The organism is Streptosporangium roseum DSM 43021 (genome assembly GCF_000024865.1).
GTDB lineage: Bacteria > Actinomycetota > Actinomycetes > Streptosporangiales > Streptosporangiaceae > Streptosporangium > Streptosporangium roseum.
The window spans coordinates 1154059-1175302 of the sequence record NC_013595.1 but is presented as its reverse complement, the minus strand read 5'-3'; the positions used below and the strand labels follow the sequence as shown (position 1 = coordinate 1175302).

Sequence of the window (21244 nt, the reverse complement as noted above, 5' to 3'; positions counted from 1 at the left end):
CGGTTGAAGCGCGTCTGATAGCAACGCGTCGATTAGCAAAAGGACCAACCCCACCGCGCGGCTGACCGTCGGCGAGTGAAGGAGCTTTCGGTGGATCACTCCGACCACACCCTGCTCCAGGCAGGCAGTCAGACCGCCATCTCCGACCGGATGCGCGAGCTCCTCGCCCGCGCCGCTCAGGACCACGTGTACGAACAGCGCACCCAGGGCGCCGTGCTGGACGAGATCCGCCAGCGCCTGGAGGGCATGGAGTGGCTGCTGCGGGAGGTCAGGGAGCGCGAGCTCGGCGGGCTGAGCGGCACGCTGGAGTCCGTCCACGGCCGTCTGGACGACATCGCCGTCCGCCCCCCGGCGTGGGCCGAGGGGCTCGCCCAGCACGTCGAGGCGGTCCGCGACCACGTGGACGCCGTGGGCGAGCGCGTCGGCTCCCTCGGCCAGCGGGTCGACTCCGTCCGCGACCGGGTCACGCCCGTGGGCGAGCTGCCGAGCCTCTGGGCCGACATCGGCACCGTCGGCGAGAGCGTGGACGAGGCACTCGTCCGCCTTCAGTCGATCACCGACGGCACCCGGGGGGTCGGCGACCGGGTGGGCGACGCCGTCAAGCGCCTCGGGCAGATCCAGGCGAACATGGAGGCCGCGGCCGGCCGCTTCACCCGCCTGGACAGGTCACTGGCCGACCTCGGCCAGCGCGCCGAACGCCTTGAGTCCGGGATGCTCGACCTGTCCGCGAGCGTGCGGGAGGCCGTCGGCGACGCGGCCGGCCGGCTGCTCGCCGCGGTCGAGCAGGTGAACGGCAAGGTCGATCTGCTCGACGAGCGTCTCGACGACGTCGAGGGCCGCGTCACCGGCCGGGTGGACGTCGTCGACTCCCGCCTGTGCGCGCTGGACGGCCACGTGGAGAAGATCGGGCTGCGGCTGGAGGGCGTCGACGACCGCGTCGAGGCGGTCGACCAGCGGGTCGGCCGCCTGCCGGCCGTCCTGAACATCAGCGAGATCGTCGGCGCCCAGACCGACGACCACGCCAGGCGGTTCGCCGCCCTGGACGAGCGTGTCGTCCAGAGCCAGGCGGCCCTCCTGCCCCTGGCCGACATGCTCGGCGCCCAGCCCGACCGCGAGCAGCTCGCCGAGGCCCTCAGCGAGACGATGGAGCCCACCCGCGCCGACCTCACCCGCCGCCTGGGCGCCCTTGAGGAGACCATGCTGGCCCTGGCCGAAGTGCTCCTGCGCCCCACGCGCAACGACAAGGACTGATCGTCCCGTACGGGCGGGCCCGCCCCCCTCCCGGCAGTCTCCGGAGCCGCCGGCAAGCCGCAGGCCCGCGCCCCTCTCAGCAGCTTCCCGGAGGGATCGGCCCCGCCGAACCGGCCAGCTCCGCCTCGCGGCAGATGTTGCCCCGGACGACCTCCAGCAGCGAGCAGAGCTGGTCCGTCTGCTCGGGCGTCAGCCCCCGGGTCATCCGCGCGTGGACCTCCGACAGCACCCGGTCTATCCGCGGTCGCAGCGCGTCGCCCTCCGGCGTGGTGTCGACGATGCTGACGCGCCGGTTGGTCGGACAGGGGCTGCGCCTGACGAACCCGCTGCGCTCAAGGCGCTGCAGGGACTTGGTCATCGTGGACACGTCGATGCCGACGATCCTGGCCAGGGCGTTCTGCGACTGCGGGCCGTTCTCCCAGATCGCGGTCATCACCCGCTCCTGCCCCGGGTAGAGGTCGATCTCCCCGAGGAGTGTGGCGAGCAGCACGCGGTGGCCGCGCGTCGTCTGGGCCATCAGGCAGTTCAGGCCGCCGTCCTCGCCCGTCTCCCGCACACCCTCCTCGAACATCGGCTCCGTCATCTCAGGCCTCCCGTTCCGCAGATGAGCCTACCGCTTGCAAGTTGGCCGGCCAAGTTGTAGAACTAACCATTGGCTGGCCAAGTTGGTCGGCCAAGAAAGGATCTCGCCATGCCGTTCGCACCGTTCAGACTCGGTGACCTGGAACTGCCCAACCGGCTCGTGATGGCCCCCATGACGCGCTCGCGGAGCTACGTCGACGGCATCCCCTCGTCGCTGACGGCCCTCTACTACGCCCAGCGGGCCTCGGCCGGCCTGATCGTCACCGAGGGCGTGCAGCCGAGCCCGGCGGGCAAGGGATACATGGACACGCCCGGCCTGCACACCGACGAGCAGGTGGCCGGCTGGCGCGAGGTCACCGACGCCGTCCACGCGGCGGGCGGGCGGATCTTCGCCCAGCTCATGCACTCCGGCCGGATCGGCCATCCCGACAACACCGGCGCGCCGCCGGTCGCGCCGTCCGCCGTACGGCCGGCCGCGCAGATCTTCACCCCGGCCGGCATGCAGGACGTCCCCACCCCGGTGGAGCTGTCCACCGCCGAGGTCGAGGCGACCGTCCGGGACTTCGCCGCCGCCGCCGTCCGCGCGATCGACGCCGGCTTCGACGGGGTCGAGCTGCACGGCGCGAACGGCTACCTCATCCACCAGTTCCTGTCCCAGAACGCCAACCTGCGCGACGACCGCTTCGGCGGGTCCGCGGACGGCCGGATCCGCTTCGCCGTGGAGACCGCCCGGGCGGTCGCCGACGCGATCGGCTCCTCCCGCGTCGGCATCCGGCTCTCCCCCGCCAGCGGCGTGCAGGACCTGCGGGAGGACGACGCGGACGTGGTCTACCCGGCGCTGGTCTCCGCGCTCTCCGAGATGGACCTCGCCTACCTGCACCTCGTCGCGGGCGGTTCGGGCGAGCTCAGCGACCGGATCCGCTCGCTGTGGCCGAACACGCTCATCGTCAACGACCCCTCGCTCGGCGACCCCGCCGCCAGGGCGTCCCACTGGCTGGGCAGGGGGGCCGACCTGGTCGCGCTGGGCGCGTCCTTCCTGGCGAACCCCGACCTGCCGCTCCGCCTCCGGCTCGGCGCACCGCTCAACGAGCCCGACTTCAGCACGGCCTTCGGCGGCGACCACCGCGGCTACACCGACTACCCGACGCTCGCCCTCCACCCCGCCCGCCCCGCGTGAGAGCCCGCCCCGGACGGGGCGGGAGCACACGCTGGTGAGAGCCCGCCCCGCGGAGGGCGGGAGATCACACGTGGACGGTGGTGATCGGCAGGGAGGAGTCGGCGGGGATGTCCAGCAGGGACGGGGCGACGCCGGCCGCCACCAGGTCGGAGCCGAGCGTGGCCACCATCGCCCCGTTGTCCGTGCACAGTCCCGGGCGGGGGACGCGCAGCCGTACGCCGGCCGCGTCGCAGCGCTCCTGGGCGAGGGCGCGCAGCCGGGAGTTGGCCGCCACGCCACCGCCGATCAGCAGGTCACGGACGCCGTGCCTGCGGCACGCCTGCAGGGCCTTGTGGGTCAGCACGTCGACCACGGCCTCCTGGAACGACGCCGCCACGTCGGGCACGTGGATCGACTCGCCGTTCCTCTCCCGCGCCTCCACCCAGCGCGCCACGGCGGTCTTCAGCCCGGAGAAGGAGAAGTCCAGCGTCCCGTCGTCGTGCTTGCCGCGCGGGAACGCGATGGCCGTGCCGGAACCGTCCTGGGCCGCCCGGTCGATGTAGGGGCCGCCGGGGAAGGGCAGGCCGAGCACCCGGGCCACCTTGTCGAACGCCTCACCCGCGGCGTCGTCGACCGTGGAGCCCAGGGAGACGATGTCCTTGGCGACGTCGGGCACCAGCAGCAGGGAGGAGTGGCCGCCCGAGACCAGCATGGCGATGCACGGCTTGGGCAGGGCGCCGTGTTCGAGCTGGTCCACGGCCACGTGGGCGGCGAGGTGGTTGACGCCGTACAGCGGCACGCCCAGGCCGAGCGAGTAGGCCTTGGCGGCGGCCACGCCGACCAGCAGCGCGCCGGACAGGCCGGGCCCGGCGGTCACCGCGATCGCGTCGATGTCGGCGAAGCGCAGGCCCGCCTGCTCCAGTGCCCGCTCGACGGTCGGGGTCATCGCCTCCAGATGCGCCCGGGAGGCCACCTCCGGCACCACGCCGCCGAACCGCGCGTGCTGCTCGACGCTGGAGGCGATCGTGTTGGCCAGCAGGGTGTGCCCCCGGACGATGCCCACTCCGGTCTCGTCACAGGAGGTCTCGATGCCCAGGACCAGGGGTTCGTCACGCATTGAGATCCTTCTTCATCGTGATCGCGTCGGTGCCGTCCTCGTAGTAACGGCGGCGCAGGCCGATCCGCTCGAATCCGAAGCGGTCGTACATCGCCTCCGCGGTCGGGTTGTCGGCACGCACTTCCAGGAAGACCGAGTGCGCGCCCCGTCGTACGGCCTCCGCCAGCAGCTCGGTCAGCAGCGCCGCGCCGATCCCCGCCCGCCGCCGGTCGACCGCGACGGCGATGGTCTGCACGTCCGCCTGGTCTCCCGCCGCGAAAAGCCCGGCGTAGCCGATGATCTCATCGTCCACCAGGGCGACCACGTAGTGCCGGGTCCGGGGCTGGTCGTCGAGCTCGGCGCGGAGCATGCCCTCGCTCCAGGCGTCGCGGGGGAAGGTCTCCCGCTCGATCTTCATGACGGCGGGCAGGTCGTCGAAGGTCATCTGACGTAGCACCGCGGTCATGTGGAGACCTTCTTCGGCGCCGAGGGCACCTGGGCGTCGGGACGGCGCAGGTAGATCGGGCGGGGCAGGCTCAGCACGGGGTGCGTGCCGCTCTCCACGACCTCCCGGACGTCGGGCTCGCCGAGCTGCTCGGCGGCCAGCGCCGCCAGCGCCCCCGCGAAGGGGTAGTCCGGCGCGTCGGTCACGCGGGAGGGCCCGACGGTCTCGGCGTACATCCGCGCGCCCGCGCCGACGAGCGGGAGCTCCCCGGGCAGGTCCTGCGGCCTGTCCACCGAGGGACCCGACAGGCGGACCCGCGGATCCTCGTAGTGGCCCCAGAACACCTCCTTGCGCCGCGCGTCGGTGGCCACCAGGAACGGCCCGGCCAGCCCGCTGCCGTAGGCGACGGCGTCGAGCGTGCACACGCCGTAGGCCGGCACGCCCAGCGACGTCGCCAGGGCCTGGGCGGTCATCAGACCGACCCGCAGGCCGGTGTAGGGGCCGGGACCGGAGCCCGCGACGACGGCGGTGACGTCGCCGAGCGAGACTCCCGCCTCTCGCAGGACCGTCTCGATCGTGGGCACGAGCAGCTCGCCGTGGCGACGCGCGTCAACGGTCGTCGACTCGGCGAGGACCCTCTCACCGTCGTGCAGCGCTGCGGTGACGGCGGGGGTTGCGGTATCAAAGGCCAGGACCAGCACGAACAGTTAGCCTAGTCCGTCGGGCGGCAGCCGGGCCCACTCCACCGGCCCGGAGGCGGTCAGGCCCTGGAGCCGGCCGGTGTGACCAGGGTGGCGTAGACGATCACGTTGTCGCGGTATTCGTGCTTGTCCCAGTCGAAGTTCCCGCCGCAGGTGATCAGCCGGAGGCCGTCCTCCAGGTAGACCTTGTCCGCCGGGAAGCTGTTCTTGTCCACCTGCTCGACGGAGTCCACGCGATACTGGGCGGTCCTGCCGTCACTGCGCACGACCTTGACGACCTGGCCCTCCCGGATGTCCTTGAGCTTGTAGAAGACCGCGGGGTCGGTCTTGGTGTCCACGTGCCCGAGGATCACCGCGGAGCCCGGGTCGCCGGGGATCGCGCTGTCCTTGACCCAGCCCGCCATGTCCGGCTTCTCGTACGGCGGAAGGTCGATCTGGCCGTCCGTCACGCCGAGTTTCATCAGCGGCGCCTTGATGCCGAGCGACGGGATGTCGATGCGGCTGGGCACGACCGAGGACCGGGCGGGCGGGGTGTCCTCGCCGCCCCTGTTGAACGCGACCATGACGGCGCCGGTGATGACGCCGGCCACGATGATCCGTGACCAGCGGGAGGATTCGGCCATCGGGGACTACGGACGGCGGCGGCGCACGACCGCGAAGCCGACGCCGCCGGCGAGGACCGCCGCCAGCAGGGCCCCTGCCACGCCGAACGGCATGCCCGAGTCCTGGGGGCCGCCGGCCGCGGTGCCGCCTCCGCCGGTGCCCGGCGCGTGGGTGCTGATGATGGTCCTGGTCGGCCTGGAGGTGGGGGTGTCCTTCGGGGTCGGCTTGACGTCCGTGACGATCCTGAGGCTGGCCTTGCCGGTGTCGTTGGTCCCCTCGCACCTGGCGTTGACGTCGTAGACGCCGGCCTTGCTGCCGGCGGCGACGGTGGCCTGGCCGCGGACCCACGGCTTCGCCACGGGGGTGGCGCTCGCCGACGGTGCCGGGCTGGGCGTCGTGAGGATCGGATCGAGGGTGACCGGGGTGCGGAAGATCTGCGACGACGCGGTGCCGCGGTGCTCGGGCCCCCCTTCGGGGATCGGGCAGTTGGCCAGCACCCACACCTTCTGTCCCGCCTTGACCCGGGCCGGCTGCAGCTGGACCTCGATGTCCTGCCGGCTGATCCCCGTCTCCGGCACGGCCGGCGAGGCCGTCCCTCCCGGATTGCCCGAGTTTGCCTCGGCCGTGCATCCGACCATGCCCGCCACCCCGAGAAGGGTGATGGTCCCTAGAACCGCGACACGCTTGACCCTTGGCACCGTCGCACTCCACTTCGCAGTCCGGCCGACGACCCTCACCCGGCACAACTTCCCGCCACTTCCCCATTAAACATGGGCAAAAGCGCAAGAGTCGATCTTCAACCCCGATGATCTATATCAACTGGGATGGAGTGCCAGCGTGTCAGGATTCCCGCGGCTACGGGGGCGAATCAGACGATGCCCTCCCATCGCGCACCGATCCCGCGGAGCCGCACCGTCCGCTCCTCGCCGGACTCGCCCCGCTCGATGGAGATCTCCAGCCGGTCGTCGGCGAGCCCCTCGACCAGACCCTCGCCCCACTCCACGACCGTCACCGACTCCTCCAGCGAGGCGTCCAGGTCGAGGTCGTCGACCTCCAGGTCGCCGCCCAGCCGGTAGGCGTCCGCGTGCACCAGCGCGGGGCCGCCCGACAGCGAGGGGTGCACCCGGGCGATGACGAAGGTCGGGGAGGTGATCGGCCCGCGCACCTTGAGCCCGTCGGCGATCCCCTGGACCAGGGTCGTCTTGCCCGCGCCGAGCGGCCCGGACAGCACCGCCAGGTCTCCCGGCCGGAGCAGCCCCGCCAGCTCCACGCCCAGCTCCCGCATCTCTTCGGCGGTTGCCACGATTCTCACTGCTCGATCACTCCCGTTGATGCTCGCGCGTGCTCAGGGTCCGTCTCACCGCTCCGGGTCGTCGGCGACGCCGTCGATGGCGCGGTCGGCGCCCCCGTCTGCGGCATTGCCGATGGCCCCGTCTGTGGCGCTGTCGGCAGCTTTGTCGATGGCCCCGTCTGCGGCGCTGTCGGCGGCCGCTCGCTTGAGCAGGTCGCGCAGCGCGTCGTTGACGACCGTCGGCCGCTCCAGCTGCACCAGGTGCGAGCTGTCGGGCACCTCGGTGAACTGGGCGCGGGGCAGCGCCTCGGCCATCGCCCTGCTGTGGTCCACCGGCGTCAGCCAGTCCTTGTCACCGACCATGATGGAGGTGGGCACGTCGTCCAGGACGCTCAGCGCGTTCAGCTTGTCGTGCGACATCAACGCCGGGTAGAAGTTGGCGATCACCTCGAACGGGGTGGAGCGGATCATCGACTCGGCGAAGTCCACCACCGTGGGGCTGACGTTCTTGGAGTCGCCGAAACCCAGGTGGCGCAGGGCCAGGAAGGCCACGTCGTTGCCCGCCTCACGGCCCCTGTCCACCAGCGTGCCGCCCCGGCTCAGCATCGAGACCGTGCCCGGGGTGACCTTGTGCACCGCCTTGGCCAGCAGCGCGGGCAGGCCCAGGGAGATCTCGGCCAGCTTGCCCGAGGAGGTGGAGATCAGCGCGACGCCCTTGATCTTGTCACCGAACAGCTCGGGGTGCCGGTCGGCCAGCGCCATGACCGTCATGCCGCCCATGGAGTGCCCCACCAGCACGCACGGGCCGGGCACCAGCGCGGCGATCACCTCGGCCAGGTCGTCGCCGAGCCGGTCGATGGTGGAGTCCTCGGCGGTGGTGCGCGGTGAGCGCCCGTGGGAGCGCTGGTCCCACAGGACCAGCCGGTAGGAGTCGCCCAGGTCGCGCCGCTGGTAGTGCCAGGAGTCGAGGTTGAGGGTGTAGCCGTGGCAGAACACCACGGTCAGCGGGGCGTCGTCGGCACCGTCCACCTCGGCGTAGAGGGACACGCCGTCGGAGGTGACGACCGTGGTGGGCCGGCCGCGCAGCTCGCCCAGCGGCTCGTTCGCCTCAAGGTCGGGCCGGAGCCTGATGCGACCGACGGCGTACCGCTTGGCGAAGGCCGCGGTGGCCAGCCCGGCTGACGCCACACCGACGATCGCACCCGCGATTCCGACCTTGCGCCGTGTGGTAGTACTCATGCGACCCCCTGAGATGCCTCTCACCGGTAAACGCGTGGGACCCGCGAACCGATTCTGGTCACGATCTCATGCGTGATCGTGCCAAGGGAATCCGCCCACTCCTGTGCGGTCGGCTCGCCCCGCGAACCGTCACCGAACAGGATCACCTCGTCCCCCTCCGCCAGCGGGTCGTCCCCCACGTCGATCACGAACTGATCCATGCAGACCCGTCCGGCGATCCGCCGTCGCCGGCCGCCCGCCAGCACCTCCGCCCGGTTGGTGGCGTGCCGCAGGATGCCGTCCGCGTACCCGAGAGGGACGAGTCCAAGCGTGGTCTCGCGTTCCGTCACGTACAGGTGCCCGTAGGACACTCCGGAACCCACGGGGACCCTCTTGGCCAGCGCGATCCGCGCCACCAGGGTCATGGCGGGGCGGAGGCCGAAGCCTCCGAGCTCGGGCACGGGGCTCAGGCCGTAGGTCGCGAGGCCCGGCCGGACCATGTCGTAGTGCGCCTGCGGCAGCAGCATCGTCGCGGCGGAGTTGGCGATGTGCCGGATCACGTGGGAGCCCCCGGCACCCGCCTTCTCCGCGATGGCCAGCGCGTCGTCGAAGGCGGTGAGCTGGGCGTGGACGGACGGGTGCCCCGGTATGTCGGCGCAGGCGAAGTGCGACCAGAGCCCGGCGACCTCGATCGTCCCCTCGAACTGCCGGGCCATGGCACGGTCCACCAGCGCGGGCCAGTCGGCGGGAGCCGCGCCGCCGCGGGCGAGGCCGGTGTCCGCCTTCAGGTGCACCCGGGCGGCCACGCCCGTACGGCCGGCCGCCGCGGCGATCTCGTCGACCAGGGCCGGGGTGCCGGCCGAGAGCTCCACGCCCTGGCCTACCGCCTCGTCCAGCGGCTCGCCGGGCGGGATGATCCACGACAGGATCGGCGCGGTCACCCCCGCGGCCCGCAGTTCCAGGGCTTCGCGGATGTAGGCGGTGCCCAGCCGGGTGGCCCCGCCCTCCAGGGCGGCCCGCCCGCAGGCGGCCATCCCGTGTCCGTAGCCGTCGGCCTTGACCACGACCATGATCTCGGCGCCGGGTGCGTGCTCTCCGAGCAGGGCGACGTTGTCCCGGATCGCCGAGAGGTCCACCCGCGCCTCGGCCGGGGTCATCGGGAAACTCATCTTTTCAGTCTGGCAGGTCAGGCGCCTTGCCGGAGCCGATCGGCGAGCGACCTGATGACCTCCGGGAGGGCTTCGACCACGTCCCAGGCGGCGAGCGGGCCGTGCCGCCCGGCGATTCCATGCAAATGGGCGGCGCAGGAGGCCGCGTCATATCCGCCGAGCCCGCCGGCCAGCAGCGCGCCCGCGAGCCCGGCCAGCACGTCGCCGGTGCCTCCGGTGGCGAGCCAGGGGCTGCCGGTGAGGTTGATCCTGACCGGCCGGCCCTCCTGCGCGACCAGGGTGGTCGAGCCCTTCAGCAGCACGGTCACGCCCAGCTCCGCCGCGGCCCGCCGTACGTGCTCCAGCCGCCGGGCCTCGATCCGCGCCCGGGGCACGTCCAGCAGCCGGGACAGCTCGCCCGCGTGCGGGGTGATCAGCACCGGCGCGGCGCGGCGGAGCAGCGACCTGTCCTGCGAGACCAGCGTCAGGGCGTCGGCGTCCACGAGCACCGGGACGTCGCTCGCCAGCACCGAACGGGCGACGGCGAGCGCCTCGGGCCCGGTGCCGAGCCCGGGGCCGAGCACCCACGCCTGTACCCGGCCCACCTCGCCGATCCCCTCGCCGGGCTCCAGCGGGGTGATCACTGCCTCGGGCCAGCGGGCGCGCACCTGGGCCACCGGCTCGGCGACCCCCGCGTAGCGGACCATGCCCGCCCCCGCCCGGATCGCCCCGCCGACGGCCAGCACCGCGGCCCCGGTGTACTGGTGGCTTCCGGCCGCGACGCCGACGACGCCCCTGCTGTACTTGTCGGAGCCCGCGCCGGGCCGGGGAAGCAGCGGCGCGACGTCGGCGTCGGTCAGCGCGGTTCCCTCGGGTCCCGGCAGGTGGGGCCCGAGCCCGATGTCGACGAGTTCCACCCGGCCCGCGTGCTCCGCGCCCGGGTCGACGAGCAGGCCGATCTTGTAGGCCCCGAACGTCACGGTGACGTCCGCCCGGACCGCCGCCCCGTCGACCCGCCCGCTGCCGGCGTCCACCCCGCTCGGCACGTCCACCGCGACCACCGCGCCGGCCGCCTCGGCGGTCAGCTCCACCAGGGTGGCGTACGGCTCGCGCAGGGCCCCCGCCCCGCCGATCCCGACCAGCCCGTCCACGACCAGGTCGGCCGCCCGGACCAGCTCGCCGGCCACCGCTTCCCCGCCGATCCCACCGGCCCCGGCCCCCGCGTCCCCACCGGCTCCGGCCGCTGTGCTCCCACCGATCCCGCCGACGCCGGCCGCTGTGCTCTCACCGACGCCACCGATCCCGCCGCCTCCGGCCGGGGCGGCGCGGAGATCCGTCACGCGGCCACCGGCCCGCCGCAGGGCCTCCAGCCCGGCTCCGTGGACCCGCGCCCCGGCGAGGATCGCGTCCACCCTGGCCCCTCTGGAGGCCAGGCGCGCGCCGGCGTAGAGGGCGTCGCCGCCGTTGTCGCCGCCGCCGATCAGCAGCACGACGCGGGAGCCGTACACCTGGCCGAGCGTCCCGGCGCAGATCGCCGCCAGCCCGGCGGCCGCCCGTTCCATGAGCGTGCCGTCGGGCAGCCTGGCCATCAGCGCCGCCTCGGCCGCTCTGATCTGATCGGTGGTGTACGCGGTCAGCATGATCCCGACGCTATCCCGCGCCGATCGTCCGCGCATGCTCCGGCACGGCCGGCCTCCGCCGATCGTCCGCGCCCCGGCACGGGCCGGGCATCGGAGCGGTTCGTCCGCGCCCCGGCACGGGCCGGCCTCCGGCGATCCTCCACGCGCCCCGGCACGGGCCGGCATCCGGCGGTCCTCCACGCGCGCCCCGGCGCGGGTCAGCCTTCGGCGATCACGTAGGCGACCGCCACGCCCCCGTCGTGCGTCAGCGACACGTGCCAGCGCGTCACGCCGAGCGCCGCCGCGACCTCGGCGACCCGGCCGCTCACGTGCAGCTCGGGGCGGCCGTGCGCGCCGGTCCGCACCTCGGCCTCCAGGTGGGCCAGGCCGGGAGGCGCGCCGAGCGCCTTGGCCACCGCCTCCTTGGCCGCGAACCTCGCGGCCAGGGACTGCACGGCCAGCACCCGCTCGACCTCGGTGAACAGCCGCATCCGCAGCTCGGGGGTCCGCTCCAGCGCCGCCTCGAACCGCGCCATGTCCACGACGTCCACGCCGATGCCCACGATCACGGCTCCAGGTTAGCGAAGCCCGCGCACCGCGTCCGTTTCCCACCGGTTGACGGGAAACGCCCGGCCCGTCTGGCGATCCAATCCCCTTCCCCCTTCCGTGCTCCGGTAATCCATAGGCGTTATCCACAGGCTGTGGATTACCGCCCGCCGGGCGGGGAGCGATCCCGGGCAGGCGGGGCGCGTGCGCTTACTCCACGGTGACGGACTTGGCCAAATTGCGGGGCTGGTCGACGTCGTGTCCCTTGGCCGCGGCCAGCTCGCAGGCGAAGACCTGCAGCGGCACCGTGGCGACCAGGGGCTGGAGCAGCGTCGGCACGGCCGGGACGCGGATCAGCGTGTCGGCGTAGGGCTCGACCGCGTCGTCCCCCTCCTCCGCGATGACGATGGTCTTGGCCCCTCTGGCCCGGATCTCCTGGATGTTGGACACGATCTTGTCGTGGATCACGCGCTGGCCCGACGGGGACGGGACGACGACCACGACCGGCAGGCCTTCGTCGATCAGCGCGATCGGGCCGTGCTTGAGCTCCCCCGCCGCGAAGCCCTCGGCGTGCATGTAGGCCAGCTCCTTGAGCTTCAGCGCCCCCTCCAGCGCCACGGGGAAGCCCACGTGGCGGCCGAGGAAGAGCACGCAGCGCTCGTCGGCCAGCGAGCGGGCCAGCGCGCGGACCGGCTCGACGGTCCCGAGGACCTCCTCCACCTTGGCCGGCATCTGCTCCAGCCAGTCGATGATCTGGGAGATCTCGTCGCCGAACTTGGTGCCCCGGACCTGGGCCAGGTAGAGCGCCACCAGGTAACAGGCCACGAGCTGGGTGAGGAAGGCCTTGGTGGAGGCGACGGCGACCTCCGGGCCCGCGTGCGTGTAGAGGACCGCGTCGGACTCGCGCGGGATCGTGGAGCCGTTCACGTTGCAGACGGCCAGCACCCGGGACCGCTGCTCGCGGGCGTGCCGTACGGCCATCAGCGTGTCCATCGTCTCGCCGGACTGGGTGATCACGATGATCAGCGTGTCCCTGGTGAGGATCGGGTCGCGGTAGCGGAACTCGCTGGCCAGCTCGACCTCGCACGGCACCCCGGCCCAGTGCTCGATGGCGTATTTCGCGATGAGCCCGGCGTGGTAGGAGGTCCCGCACGCGATCACGATGATCTTGTTGACGTCCCGCAGCTCCTGGTCCGACAGCCGCATCTCGTCCAGCACCAGCTGCCCGTCGGGCCCGACCCGGCCGAGCAGGGTGTCGGCCACGGCCCTCGGCTGCTCGGCGATCTCCTTGAGCATGAAGTAGTCGTGGCCTCCCTTCTCCGCGGCCGAGGCGTCCCAGTCCACGTGGTAGTCCCGCGTCTCGGCGGGGGCGCCGTGGAAGTCGGTGACCGTGATCCCCGATGTCCGCAGCTCGACCACCTGGTCCTGGCCGAGCTCGACCGCCTCCCGCGTGTAGGCGATGAACGCCGCCACATCCGAGCCGAGGAAGTTCTCCCCCTCTCCGCGCCCCACCACCAGCGGCGAGTTCCGCCGCGCACCCACCACCACGTCCGGCTCGTCGACCGAGACCGCCAGCAGCGTGAACGCCCCCTCCAGCCGCCGGCACACCCGGCGCATCGCCTCGGCCAGGCCGTCCCCGGCGAACCGCTCCAGCAGGTGCGCCACCACCTCGGTGTCGGTCTCGGAGGCGAGTTTGTGGCCGTCGTTCTCCAGCTCCGCCCTGAGCTCGGCGAAGTTCTCGATGATGCCGTTGTGGATGACCGCGATCCGCTCCTCGCAGTCGGTGTGCGGGTGGGCGTTGCGATCGGTCGGCGCGCCGTGGGTGGCCCACCGGGTGTGCCCGATCCCCGCCATCGCCGGCGGCGCGGGCCGCGCGGCCAGTATGGAGCGCAGGTTGACCAGCTTCCCGGCCCGTTTCTCCACGGTCAGCGCCCCGTCGGCCCCGATCAGCGCGATCCCGGACGAGTCGTATCCTCGGTACTCCAGGCGCCCGAGCCCTTCGATCGCGACCTCGACCGCCTGCCGACGGCCGACGTATCCCACGATTCCGCACATGGCCAACTCCCTCTGTCATGGGAAAGATCGGCCATTGAGCCTATGGAGAACCCCCCGGAGAACCCAAGATTCCTGCCCGGCATCGGGTAAAGCCCTACCCACACGGAAGCACTCCCGACCGATCAGTAGGCTTCGGGACTATGGCCAACGGGTGGGACGCGACGCCGTACGTCGAGCTGAGCCGGGCGCAGTGGAGCGAGCTCCGCAAGAACACGTCCCTGACGCTCACCGAGGACGAGCTTGAGGAGCTGCGCGGCGTCGACGATCCGATCGACCTGGCAGAGGTCACCGACATCTACCTGCCGCTCACCCGGCTGCTCAACCTGCACCTCACCGGTGCCAGGCAGCGCAGCGCGGCGCTCAACACCTTCCTGGGAGCCAGTCAGCGGCCCACGCCGTACATCCTGGGCATCGCGGGCAGCGTCGCGGTCGGCAAGTCCACCACCGCCCGGCTGCTCCACACCCTGCTGGCCCGCTGGCCCGAGCACCCCCGGGTGGACCGGATCACCACCGACAGCTTCCTCTACCCGAACAAGGTCCTCTCGGACAGGGACATCATGCACAGGAAGGGCTTCCCGGACAGCTACGACCGGCGGGCCCTGGTCAGGTTCGTCGCCGACGTCAAGGCCGGTCTGCCCGAGGTGAGCGCGCCCGTCTACAGCCACCTGGAGTACGACATCGTGCCCGGCGCCGTCCAGACCGTGCGCCGGCCCGACATCCTCATCGTCGAGGGCCTCAACGTCCTGCAGCCCGCCCCGCCCACCGCGCTCGCCGTCAACGACTACTTCGACTTCTCCATCTACGTCGACGCCAAGGTCGAGCACATCCGCGACTGGTACGTGGACCGCTTCCACAAACTCCGCCGCACGGCCTTCGAGGATCCCAAGTCCTACTTCAAATACCTCGCCGAACTGTCGGACGACGAGGCGACTGCGTTCGCCAGGAACGTGTGGCGCGATGTCAACGAGCTCAACCTCGTGCAGAACATCGCCCCCACCCGGGGCAGGGCGGGCCTGGTGCTGCACAAGGGCGCCGACCACTCGATCCGCCGCGTACGGCTGCGCCGCATCTGACCCCGGACCGCTCGGCCGCTCCCGCGGCGGTCCACCACCGAGGTCCAGGTCTCACCACCGAGATCCAGCGGCGCGACCGGTGGCGGTCCGGCCCGAGTCCGGGGAGCCGCGGACCGGTTCTAGGGTTGGCTGCGTGCTGCACTTACGCCTCATCAGTCCGCCCGAGCTGACCGACGACGTCCTGGCGCTGCTCGACGGGGCCGTCGGTGTGATCAACCTGGTCGTGCTCCCCGGCGTGGCCCGCTCCCCCCGAGGCGACCTGATCCAGTTCGACGTCGCCAGGGAAGCGGCCAACGAGGTGATCGAGCGGCTCCGGCGGCTCGGCCTGTACGCGGACGGCTCCATCGCGGCCGAGCAGGTCGACCTGTCGCTCTCGGAGGCGGCCGACCGCGCCGAGCGGGAGGCTCCGGGCGAGGGGGACGACGCCGTGGTCTGGGCGGAGCTCGCCCAGCGGGTCAGTGACGACTCCCGTCTCACCTGGGCCTTCCTGGCGTTCCTGGCGATCGCCACCCAGCTCGCGGGGATAGGCGTGGTCGTCGACTCACCCATCCTCATCGTCGGCGCGATGGTGCTGGGGCCGGAGTTCGGGGCCATCGCCGCCATCTGCTTCGGCCTGCTCCGCGGTAACCGGCACCTGATCGGCCGCGCTCTGCGCGCGCTGGCCATCGGCTTCGCGACCGCCATCGCGATCACCTTCGCCTGCGCGCTGGTCTCGCGCGGGCTGGGCTGGATCGGGCCGTCCAGCCTGAGCGGCCACAAGGAGATCGAGTTCATCGTCAAGCCCGACAGGTGGTCCTTCATCGTGGCGCTGCTCGCGGGCGCGGCCGGGGTGCTCTCGGTCACCGCGGGCAAGTCCTCGGCCCTGGTCGGCGTCTTCATCTCGGTGACCACGGTCCCCGCCGCCGGATACTTCGCGGTCGCCGCGGCGCTGACCCGCTGGGACGACATGGCGGCATCCGTCGCCCAGCTCGCGGTGAACATCGCGGGCATGGTCATCTCCGGCACGGTGACGCTGGTCGTCCAGAAGGCCTACTGGTCCAGGTACGGCACGCGACTTCCGGCGCGGCCGCCGCGACCCTGACCGGAAGTAGGGGTAGCGCCCTACCCCTCGGATGAGGGACGACTCCTTCGCTGGGCGGAGGAATTCACGCCATCCGGTAGGTAGTGTCCGACCATGACTATCCTCGCCACCGAGGGACTGACCAGACGTTTCCCCCGGGTGACGGCACTCGACCGGCTCACCGTCACCGCCGGCTCCGGCGTGACCGGCCTGGTCGGCGCCAACGGCGCGGGCAAGTCCACGCTGATAAAGATCCTGCTGGGCCTGCTCGATCCCTCCGCCGGAAGCGCGCAGGTGCTCGGCATGGACGTGACGACCCACGGCGCCGAGATCCGCCGGGCCGTGGGCTACATGCCCGAGCACGACTGTCTGCCACCGGACCTGTCCGCCACCGAGTTCACCGTGCACATGGCCCAGATGTCGGGGCTGCCGCGCACCGCCGCCCGGGAGCGCGCCGCCGACGTGCTGCGCCACGTGGGGCTCTACGAGGAGCGCTACCGCGCGATGGGCGGCTACTCGACCGGCATGAAGCAGCGGGTCAAGCTGGCCCAGGCCCTGGTGCACGACCCGCGCCTGGTCCTGCTGGACGAGCCCACCAACGGCCTCGACCCGCAGGGCCGCGACGAGATGCTCGCGCTCATCCGCAAGATCGGCACCGAGTTCGGCATCAGCGTGCTGGTCACCTCCCACCTGCTGGGCGAGCTGGAGCGGGTCTGCGACCACGTCATCGTGATCGACGGCGGCAGGCTGCTGCGCTCGTCGTCCATCGCCGAGTTCACCCAGACCACCCAGACCGTCACCGTGGAGGTCGAGGAGGGTCAGGAGGCGCTGGCGGCACGCCTCACCGAGCTGGGCGAGAACGTCACCGCCCATGGCCGGATGCTCCTGGTCCACGTCCGGGCGCCGGAGACCTTCGACACCCTCCGCGACGCCGTCTGCGATCTCGACCTCTGCCTCGTCCGCATGGAACAGGGCCGCCAGCGCATCGAGGACGTCTTCAGGGAGCCGGTCAATGTCTGAGCCCACGGGTGTCATCCACGACATCGGATACCGCCACTACGACGGAGTGCGGCTCGGCCGCGCCCACGCCACCCTGTCGCTGGCCCTGCACAGCCTGCGCGGGGTGTTCGGGCTGGGCCGCACGGCCCGCGCGAAGATCATCCCGTTCCTGCTCGCGGGCGTCATGATGCTCCCCGCGGTCGTCTCCATCGCGATCATGGCGCTGGTCAAGCAGGAGGCGATCGGCTACACCACGTACGCGGCCACCATGCAGGCCGTACTGGCGATCTTCCTCGCCTCGCAGTCGCCGTACACCGTGGCACCCGACCTGCGCTTCCGCGTGCTGCCGCTCTACCTGTCCCGCCCGGTGACGCTGATCGACTACATCGGGGCGAAGCTCGCGGCCATGGTCGTGGCGATGTTCCTGCTGCTGGCGGTCCCGCTCACCGTGCTGTTCGTCGGCGAGCTGGTCATCGACCTGCCCGGACCTGCGCACACCACCGCCTACCTGACCAGCATGGCCGGAGCCGTCGCCTACGCGGTGCTGCTGGCCTGCCTCGGCGTGGCGATCGCCTCCTTCACCCCCAGGCGCGGCCTGGGCGTGGCCTCGGTCATCGCCTTCTACCTGCTCACCTCAGCCGTCTCGACCGTCGTCGCGGCGACGATGGAGTCGGTGAACAACTACACCGCCGCCGCGTGGGCCTGGATGATCAATCCGTTCTTCCTCGTCGACGCCGCGGTGCAGGTGGGGCTCTTCGGCGCGGCCCCCTCGGCGCCCACCACCTACCCGTCGGGAGCGGGCGTCGCGGTGGCGATCCTGCTGATGCTCGCGCTGATCGCGCTGTCGGTGACCGCCCTGGTCCTGCGCTACCGGAAGGCGGCCGCACGATGAGAATCGAACTGGCCCAGGTCTCACGCTGGTACGGCAACGTGGTCGCCGTCAACGACGTCACCATGACCATCGGGCCGGGCGTCACCGGCCTGCTCGGCCCCAACGGCGCGGGCAAGTCCACGCTGCTGCACATGATGGCCGGGTTCCTCGCGCCCTCCGGCGGCACCGTCACCCTGGACGGCACGACGATCTGGCGCAACCACGAGATCTACCGCTCCATCGGATTGGTCCCCGAGCGCGAGGCCGTCTACGGCTTCCTCACCGGCTGGCAGTACGTGCTGTCCAGCGCCAAGCTCCACCGCCTGCCCAACCCCGACGACGCCGCGCGCAAGGCCCTCGCCATGGTCGAGATGGAGCCCGCCAAGGATCGCAGGGTGGAGACCTACTCCAAGGGCATGCGCCAGCGGGTCAAGGTCGCCGCGGCGCTCGTGCACGACCCGGAGGTGCTCCTGCTCGACGAGCCGTTCAACGGCATGGACCCGCGCCAGCGCCTGCACCTGATGGACCTGATCAGCGCGATGGGCACCGCGGGCAAGACCATCCTGTTCAGCTCGCACATCCTGGAGGAGGTGGAGCGGGTCGCCCAGCACATCGAGGTCCTGGTCGCCGGCCGGCACGCCGCCTCCGGCGACTTCCGCGAGATCCGCCGCAGGATGACCGACCGGCCCCACGTGTTCCGGGTCCGCTCCAGCGACGACCGCCGCCTGGCCTCGGCGCTGATCGCCGACGCGTCCTCGGGCTCGGTCTCGCTCACCGAGACGGGCCTGGAGGTGCAGGCCGTCGACTTCCGGCGCTTCACCTGGCTGCTGCCCAGGGTCGCCAAGGACGCCGGCGTGCGGATCTGGCAGATCTCCCCGGCCGACGAAGACCTGGAGAGTGTCTTCTCCTATCTGATCAACAGGAGCAGCTGACCATGAACGGTGTCATCGCCGGAATCTCCTACCGGGCGCTGCTCGGCCGTCGGCGGATCTGGCTGCTGATCATACTGCCGGTGGTGCTGATCGGACTGGCCGTGCTCCTGCGGTTGATCGGCAGCGACGGCGAGAACGCCACGATCACGCTCATGCGGACCTTCGCCATCGGCACCATGCTGCCGCTGCTGGGCCTGATCGCGGGGACCGGGGTGATCGCTCCCGAGATCGACGACGGCACGATCATCCACCTGCTGGCCAAGCCGATCTCCCGCCCGGTCATCGCGCAGACCAAGTTCCTGGTCGCCGCCTCGATAGTCGCGCTGTTCGCCGCCGTGCCGACCTTCGTCGCGGCCTACCTGCTGGTCGGCCTCGAATCCGGGGTCGCGTCCGGCTTCGCCTTCGGCGCCCTCGTCGGCGGCGTCGCGTACGCCGCGGTGTTCATGCTGCTGGGCGTGCTGACCCGGCACGCCGTGACGATCGGCATCGTCTACGCGCTGGTCTGGGAGGGCGTGGTGGGCAACTTCGTCCCCGGCGCCCGCAGGTTCTCCATCCAGCAGTGGGCCCAGTCGATCGCCGACCAGCTGTCGTCCTCGCCGTTCTTCTCCACCGAGATCACCCTCGGCTTCGCCGTACCCGCGCTGCTGATCGTCACCATCGGCGCCGTCGTCTGGGCCGGCCAGCGCCTGCGGAGCTTCTCCCTCACCGGCGACGAGTGACCCTGCGTGCGCCCCCTGCGGCTGGGGGCGCACATGTACGGTTCACGTATGAAGTCTCGCCTGCTGGAACTGCGCCTCACCGAGTTCAAGACCTTCCGGGACGCGACTCTTCCTCTGGGTGGCATGACGACGCTCATCGGCCGCAACAGCAGTGGAAAGTCGAACGCCCTCGACGGGCTTGAGGTGCTGTCCCGCCTGGCGTCCGGAGCCGACCTCGTTGACGCGCTGGACAGCAGGCGAGGTGACGAAGGACCCCTGCGTGGAGGCATAGAGGGATGTCCTCCCCATGGGGCGGACCAATTCCGACTTGGTTGCACCGTTATGTCCCCCAGCCGGGTCGGGAGCGGCTACATCCTCATATGGCTCGATGTCACCATTCAGGTGCGCCCGGAACCGGAGATCATCAGCGAGACCCTCCGCGGCCTGTCGGAGAAGCGCCGTTCGACGCGGAACCCGGCAGGCCAGATCGCACACGAGCTCCTCAAGACGGTGGACGCGGCCCCTGGCTCCGGCAGCATCGACGCCACCTGGTACAACGGCCGGCGAGGGCGGGACCCCAGAGCGCCGTTCCGATCCACCCGGCTGCTCACCAGCCAGCTCCCACTCAGGCTCGCGGGAGAGACGGAGGCCGAGCACCGCGTCACCACGGCCGCGGAGGATGTCCTGGAGGCGCTCCGCAGCGTCTTCCACCTGGACCCCGTGCCTCACCTCATGAGGCAGTACGTTCCCAGCCGTGACACGCGGCTACGTCGGACCGCCGAGAATCTCTCCGCCGTGGTCGGCCACATGAGGGAGAACGATCCCCAGCGGTTCCGGCAACTCGTCGCCGGCGTGCAGGGGCTCGTCGAACACGAGGTGACGGGGATCGAGGTCATCCGCTCACCGCTCAACGACGTGATGCTGGCCCTGCGGGAGGACGGGGCCGTCACGCCGGCCAGGGAGATGAGCGACGGCCTGCTGAGGTTCGCGGCCATCGCCACAAGCCTCCTCCGTCAGGGGCAGGACCTCGATCTCGGCGGGCGCGGCGCGGAGGATGACGGCCGCCCCCCGACTCTGGTGATCGAAGAGTTGGAGAACGGCCTGCACCCCTCCCAAGCCACCGAGATACTTGGCCTCGTCAAGCAGGCCACACAGGAAAACGCCTCCCAAGTGATCTTCACGACCCACAGTCCCGCCCTGCTTTCGGCTCTCGAAGCGGAGGATCATGAGCACGTCGTCGTCTGCTCCCGTGACCGCGACACCGGTCTTTCCCACCTTCGGAAACTTCCGGAGATGGAGGGCTACCCCAGCTTGATGGCTCAAGGCGATCTCGGCACGATCGTCTCCTCCGGCCTTCTGGAGCGGGCACCCGCTCCGGCCCGTGACTTCACCGAGTTCGACCGGCTCATGGGGATCGGCTGACGGTGGTCCGGAAAGTGGAGTTCGTCGACACCTCGATACTTTGCAATCTTCTCGACGTCCCCGGCAGAAACCAGGACTACGAGGCGGTCGCCCGAGAACTGAAGGAGAAAAGGCAGGAGTGTGATCTCATCCTGCCCATCACCGCCGTCATCGAGACCGGTAATCACATCGCCCAGCTCTCCGACGGCAGGGTCCGCAGGGACCGTGCCGACAAGCTGCACGCCCTCCTCGAACTCGTCATCACCGGCCGAGCTCCCTGGGTGCTCCACACCGTCGAGTGGGGCGAGGACTTCCTCCACTCGCTGCTTGCGGGAGCCGGGACCGGGACACCGTTCTCCGACCACGTGATGGCCAAGCTGGGTCTGGGAGACCTCTGCATCCTGGCCGAACGGGAGCTCTACCGCACCAGGGTCGTCAACGTGGAGGTCGGCATCTGGACCCTGGACACACAGCTTCGGTCCCATTCCTGAACAACGTG

General features: G+C 71.3%; 22 protein-coding genes. 10 read left to right on the top strand and 12 right to left on the bottom strand.

Features of this window, described 5'->3' with window-relative positions:
• The first annotated feature begins 90 nt into the window (after positions 1-90).
• Positions 91-1251: a hypothetical protein gene (locus tag SROS_RS05510; protein WP_012887895.1), complete on the top strand. Its 1161-nt coding sequence runs from the start codon at positions 91-93 to the stop codon at positions 1249-1251.
• Between the two features lie 76 nt (positions 1252-1327).
• Here the strand turns inward: SROS_RS05510 and SROS_RS05505 are convergent, their stop codons facing one another.
• Positions 1328-1834 carry a MarR family winged helix-turn-helix transcriptional regulator gene (locus SROS_RS05505; RefSeq protein ID WP_012887894.1) on the bottom strand — a complete coding sequence of 169 codons (507 nt, stop codon included), beginning with the start codon at positions 1832-1834 and terminating at the stop codon, positions 1328-1330.
• Between the two features lie 108 nt (positions 1835-1942).
• On the opposite strand from SROS_RS05505, the gene SROS_RS05500 reads away from it, so the two are divergent.
• Positions 1943-3010, top strand: coding sequence for an alkene reductase (locus tag SROS_RS05500; protein ID WP_012887893.1), 1068 nt, complete (start codon positions 1943-1945; stop codon positions 3008-3010).
• A gap of 64 nt (positions 3011-3074) precedes the next feature.
• Here the strand turns inward: SROS_RS05500 and tsaD are convergent, their stop codons facing one another.
• The 11 genes from tsaD to glmS all read right to left on the bottom strand — a co-directional run bounded on the left by tsaD (position 3075) and on the right by glmS (position 13711).
• Positions 3075-4106 (bottom strand): tRNA (adenosine(37)-N6)-threonylcarbamoyltransferase complex transferase subunit TsaD, encoded by a 1032-nt coding sequence (gene tsaD / locus SROS_RS05495; RefSeq protein ID WP_012887892.1) that lies wholly within the window; start codon positions 4104-4106, stop codon positions 3075-3077.
• The gene (gene rimI, locus SROS_RS05490) at positions 4099-4551 is read right to left on the bottom strand and encodes a ribosomal protein S18-alanine N-acetyltransferase (protein ID WP_012887891.1); all 453 of its coding nucleotides are present in this window, start codon (positions 4549-4551) and stop codon (positions 4099-4101) included. Before rimI ends, tsaD begins: the two co-directional genes overlap by 8 nt.
• On the bottom strand, positions 4548-5231 hold the full coding sequence (tsaB, locus tag SROS_RS05485; protein ID WP_012887890.1) for a tRNA (adenosine(37)-N6)-threonylcarbamoyltransferase complex dimerization subunit type 1 TsaB: 684 nt from the start codon (positions 5229-5231) through the stop codon (positions 4548-4550). Before tsaB ends, rimI begins: the two co-directional genes overlap by 4 nt.
• Positions 5232-5290: 59 nt before the next feature.
• Positions 5291-5854, bottom strand: a complete 564-nt coding sequence (locus tag SROS_RS05480; protein WP_012887889.1) for a class F sortase — start codon at positions 5852-5854, stop codon at positions 5291-5293.
• Positions 5855-5860: 6 nt separating this feature from the next.
• A complete protein-coding gene (locus tag SROS_RS05475) occupies positions 5861-6532 on the bottom strand; it encodes a hypothetical protein (protein WP_012887888.1) in 672 nt (223 codons plus the stop codon).
• Between the two features lie 170 nt (positions 6533-6702).
• Positions 6703-7146, bottom strand: coding sequence for a tRNA (adenosine(37)-N6)-threonylcarbamoyltransferase complex ATPase subunit type 1 TsaE (gene tsaE / locus SROS_RS05470; protein WP_012887887.1), 444 nt, complete (start codon positions 7144-7146; stop codon positions 6703-6705).
• A gap of 45 nt (positions 7147-7191) precedes the next feature.
• Positions 7192-8364: an alpha/beta fold hydrolase gene (locus tag SROS_RS05465; protein ID WP_012887886.1), complete on the bottom strand. Its 1173-nt coding sequence runs from the start codon at positions 8362-8364 to the stop codon at positions 7192-7194.
• Between the two features lie 20 nt (positions 8365-8384).
• Positions 8385-9512, bottom strand: a complete 1128-nt coding sequence (alr, locus tag SROS_RS05460; RefSeq protein WP_148268962.1) for an alanine racemase — start codon at positions 9510-9512, stop codon at positions 8385-8387.
• A 17-nt stretch (positions 9513-9529) separates the two neighbouring features.
• A complete protein-coding gene (locus SROS_RS05455; RefSeq protein ID WP_012887884.1) occupies positions 9530-11131 on the bottom strand; it encodes an NAD(P)H-hydrate dehydratase in 1602 nt (533 codons plus the stop codon).
• Positions 11132-11328: 197 nt separating this feature from the next.
• Positions 11329-11679, bottom strand: coding sequence for a holo-ACP synthase (locus tag SROS_RS05450; RefSeq protein WP_043651395.1), 351 nt, complete (start codon positions 11677-11679; stop codon positions 11329-11331).
• A 187-nt stretch (positions 11680-11866) separates the two neighbouring features.
• Entirely contained in the window at positions 11867-13711 is a 1845-nt protein-coding gene (glmS, locus tag SROS_RS05445; RefSeq protein ID WP_012887882.1) for a glutamine--fructose-6-phosphate transaminase (isomerizing), read from the bottom strand.
• Positions 13712-13851: 140 nt separating this feature from the next.
• Between glmS and coaA the strand changes: the two genes are divergently transcribed.
• The 8 genes from coaA (at position 13852) to SROS_RS05405 (ending at position 21236) form a co-directional block, all read left to right on the top strand.
• Entirely contained in the window at positions 13852-14784 is a 933-nt protein-coding gene (gene coaA, locus SROS_RS05440) for a type I pantothenate kinase (protein ID WP_012887881.1), read from the top strand.
• 133 nt (positions 14785-14917) lie between these two features.
• Positions 14918-15865, top strand: a complete 948-nt coding sequence (locus SROS_RS05435) for a DUF389 domain-containing protein (protein WP_012887880.1) — start codon at positions 14918-14920, stop codon at positions 15863-15865.
• 93 nt (positions 15866-15958) lie between these two features.
• Positions 15959-16864 (top strand): ABC transporter ATP-binding protein, encoded by a 906-nt coding sequence (locus tag SROS_RS05430; RefSeq protein WP_012887879.1) that lies wholly within the window; start codon positions 15959-15961, stop codon positions 16862-16864.
• Positions 16857-17735, top strand: a complete 879-nt coding sequence (locus SROS_RS05425) for an ABC transporter permease (protein ID WP_012887878.1) — start codon at positions 16857-16859, stop codon at positions 17733-17735. The genes SROS_RS05430 and SROS_RS05425 overlap by 8 nt, the downstream gene beginning before the upstream one ends.
• Complete coding sequence (locus SROS_RS05420; protein ID WP_012887877.1) at positions 17732-18646, top strand: ABC transporter ATP-binding protein; 915 nt, start codon at positions 17732-17734, stop codon at positions 18644-18646. Before SROS_RS05425 ends, SROS_RS05420 begins: the two co-directional genes overlap by 4 nt.
• A 2-nt stretch (positions 18647-18648) precedes the next feature.
• Positions 18649-19365 carry an ABC transporter permease gene (locus SROS_RS05415; protein WP_012887876.1) on the top strand — a complete coding sequence of 239 codons (717 nt, stop codon included), beginning with the start codon at positions 18649-18651 and terminating at the stop codon, positions 19363-19365.
• A gap of 48 nt (positions 19366-19413) precedes the next feature.
• Positions 19414-20766, top strand: coding sequence for an AAA family ATPase (locus SROS_RS05410; protein ID WP_012887875.1), 1353 nt, complete (start codon positions 19414-19416; stop codon positions 20764-20766).
• A 2-nt stretch (positions 20767-20768) separates the two neighbouring features.
• Positions 20769-21236, top strand: a complete 468-nt coding sequence (locus SROS_RS05405) for a hypothetical protein (RefSeq protein ID WP_012887874.1) — start codon at positions 20769-20771, stop codon at positions 21234-21236.
• The last annotated feature ends 8 nt before the right edge of the window (positions 21237-21244 follow it).

Coding starts and splice junctions, on each gene's coding strand:
- SROS_RS05505 (WP_012887894.1), bottom strand. CDS start 1,834: ATGACGGAGCCGATGTTCGAGGAGGGTGTGCGGGAGACGGGCGAGGAC.
- SROS_RS05500 (WP_012887893.1), top strand. CDS start 1,943: ATGCCGTTCGCACCGTTCAGACTCGGTGACCTGGAACTGCCCAACCGG.
- tsaD (WP_012887892.1), bottom strand. CDS start 4,106: ATGCGTGACGAACCCCTGGTCCTGGGCATCGAGACCTCCTGTGACGAG.
- rimI (WP_012887891.1), bottom strand. CDS start 4,551: ATGACCGCGGTGCTACGTCAGATGACCTTCGACGACCTGCCCGCCGTC.
- SROS_RS05480 (WP_012887889.1), bottom strand. CDS start 5,854: ATGGCCGAATCCTCCCGCTGGTCACGGATCATCGTGGCCGGCGTCATC.
- SROS_RS05465 (WP_012887886.1), bottom strand. CDS start 8,364: ATGAGTACTACCACACGGCGCAAGGTCGGAATCGCGGGTGCGATCGTC.
- alr (WP_148268962.1), bottom strand. CDS start 9,512: ATGAGTTTCCCGATGACCCCGGCCGAGGCGCGGGTGGACCTCTCGGCG.
- SROS_RS05455 (WP_012887884.1), bottom strand. CDS start 11,131: ATGCTGACCGCGTACACCACCGATCAGATCAGAGCGGCCGAGGCGGCG.
- glmS (WP_012887882.1), bottom strand. CDS start 13,711: ATGTGCGGAATCGTGGGATACGTCGGCCGTCGGCAGGCGGTCGAGGTC.
- coaA (WP_012887881.1), top strand. CDS start 13,852: ATGGCCAACGGGTGGGACGCGACGCCGTACGTCGAGCTGAGCCGGGCG.
- SROS_RS05430 (WP_012887879.1), top strand. CDS start 15,959: ATGACTATCCTCGCCACCGAGGGACTGACCAGACGTTTCCCCCGGGTG.
- SROS_RS05425 (WP_012887878.1), top strand. CDS start 16,857: ATGTCTGAGCCCACGGGTGTCATCCACGACATCGGATACCGCCACTAC.
- SROS_RS05420 (WP_012887877.1), top strand. CDS start 17,732: ATGAGAATCGAACTGGCCCAGGTCTCACGCTGGTACGGCAACGTGGTC.
- SROS_RS05415 (WP_012887876.1), top strand. CDS start 18,649: ATGAACGGTGTCATCGCCGGAATCTCCTACCGGGCGCTGCTCGGCCGT.
- SROS_RS05410 (WP_012887875.1), top strand. CDS start 19,414: ATGAAGTCTCGCCTGCTGGAACTGCGCCTCACCGAGTTCAAGACCTTC.